The 5,208-nt window shown below is 69.6% G+C and carries 6 protein-coding genes and 1 pseudogene; 3 read left to right on the top strand and 4 right to left on the bottom strand.

What is annotated here, in order from left to right:
* From AOK15_RS34355 to AOK15_RS34340, 4 genes and pseudogenes are all read right to left on the bottom strand, one after another.
* Positions 1 to 383 (bottom strand): annotated as a pseudogene (locus AOK15_RS34355) (hypothetical protein); the annotation flags it as partial.
* A 301-nt stretch (positions 384 to 684) separates the two neighbouring features.
* The gene (locus tag AOK15_RS34350; RefSeq protein WP_009297239.1) at positions 685 to 1,008 is read right to left on the bottom strand and encodes an STAS domain-containing protein; all 324 of its coding nucleotides are present in this window, start codon (positions 1,006 to 1,008) and stop codon (positions 685 to 687) included.
* Between the two features lie 183 nt (positions 1,009 to 1,191).
* Positions 1,192 to 2,040, bottom strand: a complete 849-nt coding sequence (locus tag AOK15_RS34345) for a 3-hydroxyacyl-CoA dehydrogenase family protein (protein WP_055522226.1) — start codon at positions 2,038 to 2,040, stop codon at positions 1,192 to 1,194.
* Between the two features lie 129 nt (positions 2,041 to 2,169).
* On the bottom strand, positions 2,170 to 2,811 hold the full coding sequence (locus AOK15_RS34340) for a TetR/AcrR family transcriptional regulator (RefSeq protein ID WP_055522225.1): 642 nt from the start codon (positions 2,809 to 2,811) through the stop codon (positions 2,170 to 2,172).
* Between the two features lie 89 nt (positions 2,812 to 2,900).
* Here AOK15_RS34340 and AOK15_RS34335 point away from each other — a divergent pair, with 89 nt between their 5' ends.
* The 3 genes from AOK15_RS34335 to AOK15_RS34325 are packed head-to-tail and all read left to right on the top strand — an operon-like array spanning position 2,901 to position 5,029.
* Positions 2,901 to 3,683 (top strand): ABC transporter ATP-binding protein, encoded by a 783-nt coding sequence (locus tag AOK15_RS34335; RefSeq protein WP_055522224.1) that lies wholly within the window; start codon positions 2,901 to 2,903, stop codon positions 3,681 to 3,683.
* A 10-nt stretch (positions 3,684 to 3,693) separates the two neighbouring features.
* Positions 3,694 to 4,443 carry an ABC transporter permease gene (locus AOK15_RS34330; protein ID WP_055522223.1) on the top strand — a complete coding sequence of 250 codons (750 nt, stop codon included), beginning with the start codon at positions 3,694 to 3,696 and terminating at the stop codon, positions 4,441 to 4,443.
* Between the two features lie 13 nt (positions 4,444 to 4,456).
* Complete coding sequence (locus AOK15_RS34325; protein WP_055522222.1) at positions 4,457 to 5,029, top strand: cob(I)yrinic acid a,c-diamide adenosyltransferase; 573 nt, start codon at positions 4,457 to 4,459, stop codon at positions 5,027 to 5,029.
* Positions 5,030 to 5,208: the final 179 nt, after the last annotated feature.

Below are 5,208 nucleotides of genomic sequence, written 5' to 3'. Positions count from 1 at the left end.
CGCTCGCCCGCACCGTCCAGCTGGTCTCGGGCGACTTCCTGCTCACCGTCAACCCCGTGGACGGCAGCGAGGTGGAGCACTGCCCGCCGGGCGAGCTGCCCGCCCGACCCGAGAAGCACGCCCCGGTCGATCTCGGCGCGCTCGGCCGGGGCGTGCTTCTCGGGTCGGGCGGGCAGCTCGCCCGGCGGGCAGTTCTCCACCTCGCTGCCGTCCACGGGGTTGACGGTGAGCAGGAAGTCGCCCGAGACCAGCTGGACGGTGCGGGCGAGCGCCGGGGCATGCCGGTCGAAGTCCTGGGACAGCGCCTCGCGGGGCGGGCGCCTGCCGGGTGCCTGTGCGTCGTCGTGGCCGTGCTCGTCGGATGCCCGGTTCGTCGGGTCCATAGGTTCTAGCCCCCCAAAAGCGTCTCGTGTGCTGGAGCCCCTCCCGGCCTTGCCGCACACCGCGCTGTCGCTTCTGGTCCGGAACCCGCTCGAGGGTTGCTGGCAGCGGGCAGCCGAACCCTAAACCTTCGCACAGTATCTCCGACAGTCCGGGGTACCGCGCCGCCCGAGACATCACAGTCTCGTGAGAATTGGGCGTGTGGTGCGTTTCGCCCCCATGGTCCGCAGGGCCCCCGGGATCAGGCATGACGACCGAGTGTCCCGTGTACACGGAGCCATACGTACGAACCCGTACGTCTGTTCACACCCTCGGCAGCGACTCCAGGCCGATGCCGCCCTCGATCGCCAGGATGCGGTGCAGTCGTGTGGCCACGAGCAGCCGCTGCATCTGCGGTGGTACACCGCGCAGCACCAGCCGCCTTCCGCACCGTCCCGCCCGCCGGTGGGCTCCCATGATCACGCCGAGTCCGGTGGCGTCCCAGGAGTCCAGCTCTGACAGGTCGAGCACCAGGTCGCCGGCTCCGTCGTCGACGGCCGAGTGCAGGACCGTACGGGCGTCCGCCGCGCTGCGTACGTCGAGGCGGCCCCCGACGACCAGCTCGGCGTGGTCGCCCCTGATGTACATAAGCGCTCCCGTGAGTGCGTCTCGTACTCCGTGATCTGGGTGATGCAACGTCTGACGGTGTTTGACACCGTCAGGTTGCCGTCTGTGAGCGAACCGATACCGAATTCACCTCAAGGGGTGATGCCCTGGAGGCTCGTGCGTTCACCTGGGCGGCAAGTACCGCGCGTGACGCGTGCGTCGGCGTCAGTGCTTGTAGAAGCCCTGCCCGCTCTTGCGGCCGATGTCACCGGCGTCCACCATCCGGCGCATCAGCTCCGGCGGGGCGAACTTCTCGTCCTGGGACTCGGTGTAGATGTTGCTGGTGGCGTGGAGCAGGATGTCGACGCCCGTCAGGTCGGCGGTGGCCAGCGGTCCCATCGCGTGGCCGAAGCCCAGCTTGCAGGCGAGGTCGATGTCCTCGGCGGTGGCGACGCCCGACTCGTACAGCTTCGCGGCCTCGACGACCAGCGCGGAGATCAGACGGGTCGTCACGAAGCCGGCGACGTCGCGGTTGACGACGATGCAGGTCTTGCCGACGGACTCGGCGAACTCCCGGGCGGTGGCGAGCGTCTCGTCGCTGGTCTTGTAGCCGCGGACCAGTTCGCAGAGCTGCATCATCGGGACGGGCGAGAAGAAGTGGGTGCCGACGACGCGCTCCGGGCGCTCCGTCACGGCCGCGATCTTGGTGATGGGGATGGCGGAGGTGTTGGAGGCGAGCACGGCGTCCTCGCGGACGACCTTGTCGAGCGTCCGGAAGATCTCGTGCTTCACTTCGAGCTTCTCGAAGACGGCTTCGACGACGATGTCCGCGTCGGCCGCCGCGTCGAGGTCGGTGGTGGCGGTGATCCGCCCCAGCGCCGCCTCGGCGTCCTCGGCAGTCAACTTGCCCTTGCCGACGAACTTGTCGTACGAGGCGGTGATGCCGCCGATGCCACGGTTCAGCGCCTCGTCGGTGACGTCGCGCAGGACGACGTCCCAGCCCGCCTGCGCGGACACCTGGGCGATACCGGACCCCATGAGTCCGGCTCCGATGACGGCGAGCTTCCGTGCCACTGTGCGACTCCCCTGGTACGCGCTGTTGATGTGTTGCCTCTCGGGCGGACACTAGCGGTCGTGAGGGGCTGTGTGACCGCTTAGTAATGCGAGTCACGTCTCAATGGACGGACATCACACCGGCAGCGCTCACGCGGAGGGGCGGACGGCGTAGTTGAGCACCGTGTCGCTCAACAGGCCCTCCATCTCGTCCAGGAGGAGAAGCACCTCTCGGGAGACTTCGTCCGGATTGTGCCCGGCGAGCATACGGCGGCCGATGACGGCCATCGTCGTCTGGTGGACCCAGTTGATCTGACCGGCGATCAGGGTCGGCGCGGGGTCGTCGGCCGGGGCTCCGGTCTCCTCGCGGAGGACCTTCTCCAGGTTGTCCTGGATCTCCTGCTGGATGCTCCACAGCCTCGAGCGCAGCGCGGGCGCCTCGTGGATGACGCTCATGAAGCGGTCGTAGCCCAGCATCAGGCCGACGTGCGGCGAGACGGCCTCGACCTCGGCGCGCAGCTCCCGCAGGACGGCCGCGACGGCCGACTCGCCCGGGTCGCGCCCGCGCACCCAGCGGCCGAGGCGCTCGACGATGCCCGCGCTGCGGTCGAAGAAGAGGTCCTCCTTGGAGGGGAAGTAGTTGTAGACGGTGTTCACCGAGACGTCGGCCGCGTCGGCCACGTCCGCCATCGTCACCGTCACGAAGCCGTGCTCCAGGAACAGGCCGGTGGCGATGTCCGAGATCCGCTGCCGCGTCTCGCGCTTCTTGCGCTCCCTGAGCCCCTCCGCCATGGCCCCATCCTAGGCACCCCCTTGATCATTGGAGTCTCTGAAAAGTTGGAGCCGTTGCAAAATTTCAGGGACTCTGTTTTTCTGGGGCCATGCCCATCATCAGTACGGCCGGTCTGGCCCGTACCTTCCAGACGAAGCGCGGCCCCGTGGAGGCCGTGCGCGGAATCGACCTCACCGTCCGTTCCGGCGAGATCCTCGGCTTCCTCGGCCCGAACGGCGCCGGGAAGACCACCACCCTGCGGATGCTCACGACCCTGCTGCCCCCGACCGGCGGCGCGGCCACGGTCGCGGGCCACGATCTGGTGGAGGACCCCGCCGGGGTCCGCCGGGCCTGCGGCTATGTGGCACAGTCGGGCGGGGTGGACCCGCAGATCACCGTGCGGGAGGAACTCGTCACCCAGGGGCGGCTCTACCGGCTGACGAAGGAACAGGCTGTTCGGCGGGCCGAGGAGTTGGCCCACGACCTCGACCTGACGGAGCTGCTCGACCGCAAGTGCGCCGCGCTCTCCGGCGGCCGCCGCCGCCGTCTCGACATCGCCATGGCGCTCACCCATCGACCGCGGGTGCTGTTCCTCGACGAACCGACGACGGGACTCGACCCCAAAGGCCGCGCCGACCTGTGGGACCTGGTCCGCCGACTGCGCGACGAGCACGGCACCACGGTCTTCCTGACGACGCATTACCTCGACGAGGCGGACGCCCTGTCCGACCGGCTCGTCGTGGTCGACGACGGGCGGATCGTGGCCGACGGCACCCCGAGCGCGCTCAAGCTCCGCTACGCCGGGTCGATCGACGCCTCGCTCCAGGACGCCTTCCTCGCCCTCACCGGCCGCGGTCCCGCCCCGGCCGACTCCGCTCCCGTAGCCGTATAGGACTCCCCCGATGCTTCTGCACGACACGGCGCTGGTCTTCGGGCGGTACGCCCGCCAGACCCTGCGCTCCCGTTTCGCGATGCTGTTCGGCGTGCTCATGCCGCTGCTGTATCTGCTCTTCTTCGGCCCGCTGCTCACCGGCCTCCCGCTCGGCTCGCGCGGCAGTTCCTGGCAGGTGCTCGTGCCGGGCCTGCTGCTCCAGCTGAGCCTCTTCGGGGCCTCCTTCTCCGGCTTCATGATCATCCTGGAGAAGCAGTCCGGCGTGGTCGAACGGATGCGGGTCACCCCGGTGAGCCGACTGGCGCTGCTGCTGGGCCGGGTACTGCGGGACGCGGCGGTCTTCGTGTTCCAGGCGGTGCTGCTCGTCGTCGCGGCCTTGTTCATGGGGTTGCGCGCCCCGCTCGCCGGCATCCTCGTCGGCTTCGTCTTCGTGGCCCTGCTGACGGTCTCGCTCGCCTCGCTGTCGTACGCGCTCGCCATGAAGGCCCGCTCGCAGCACGAGTTCGGTCCCGCGGTGAACGCCCTGACGATGCCGTCGATGCTCCTGTCGGGCCTGATGCTGCCGATGTCCCTGGCGCCCGGCTGGCTCGACCTCCTGTCGCGCTTCGTCCCGTTCCGCTATCTGGTGGACGCGATGCGGGACGCCTACGTCGGCCTCTACACGACCTCGTCCATGCTGTACGGCGTCCTCGCCGCGGTCGGTCTCACGACGCTGGCCGTGACGGTGGGCACACGGGTCTTCCGGACGGCCGGGGCGTAACTACGCTGGCCACATGGTCAATCTGACGCGCATCTACACCAGGACCGGCGACAAGGGCACCACCAACCTCGGGGACATGAGCCGGGTGCCCAAGACCGACCTGCGGATCTCGGCGTACGCGGACGCCAACGAGGCGAACGCGGCGATCGGGACGGCGATCGCACTGGGCGGGCTGGACGGGGAGATCGTGGAGGTCCTCACCCGCGTGCAGAACGACCTCTTCGACGTCGGCGCCGACCTGTCCACGCCCGTGGTCGAGAACCCGCAGTTCCCGCCGCTGCGTGTGGAGCAGTTCTACGTCGACAAGCTGGAGGCCGACTGCGACCGCTTCAACGAGCGGCTGGAGAAGCTCCGCTCGTTCATCCTGCCGGGCGGCACCCCCGGCGCGGCCCTCCTCCACCAGGCCTGCACGGTCGCCCGCCGCGCCGAACGCTCCACCTGGGCCGCCATGGAGGTCCACGGCGACACCATGAACCCCCTCACCGCGACCTACCTCAACCGGCTCTCCGACCTGCTGTTCATCCTGGCCAGGGCCGCCAACCAGGAGGTCGGGGACGTCCTGTGGGTGCCGGGCGGCGAACGCTGAGCGCCTGACCCCTCCCGGCGGGGCCGGCCGGGGGGCCTCGAAACTGCCGTACCGCACCCCCTGGGGGCGCGGGGACCCGTGCGAACAAACCCGCACGCCCTCGCGCCCGCCGCTACCGCGCCCTCAAGGGCGCGGGAAGCCGTGCGAACAACCCCGCACGACCCCGCGCCCCCCTCTTT

Origin of the sequence: Streptomyces ossamyceticus (assembly GCF_001418475.1) — a bacterium.
In the GTDB taxonomy this organism is placed as follows: domain Bacteria; phylum Actinomycetota; class Actinomycetes; order Streptomycetales; family Streptomycetaceae; genus Streptomyces; species Streptomyces ossamyceticus.
The sequence above is the reverse complement of the archived record's forward strand: the minus strand, read 5'-3'. Positions and strand labels throughout refer to the sequence as shown.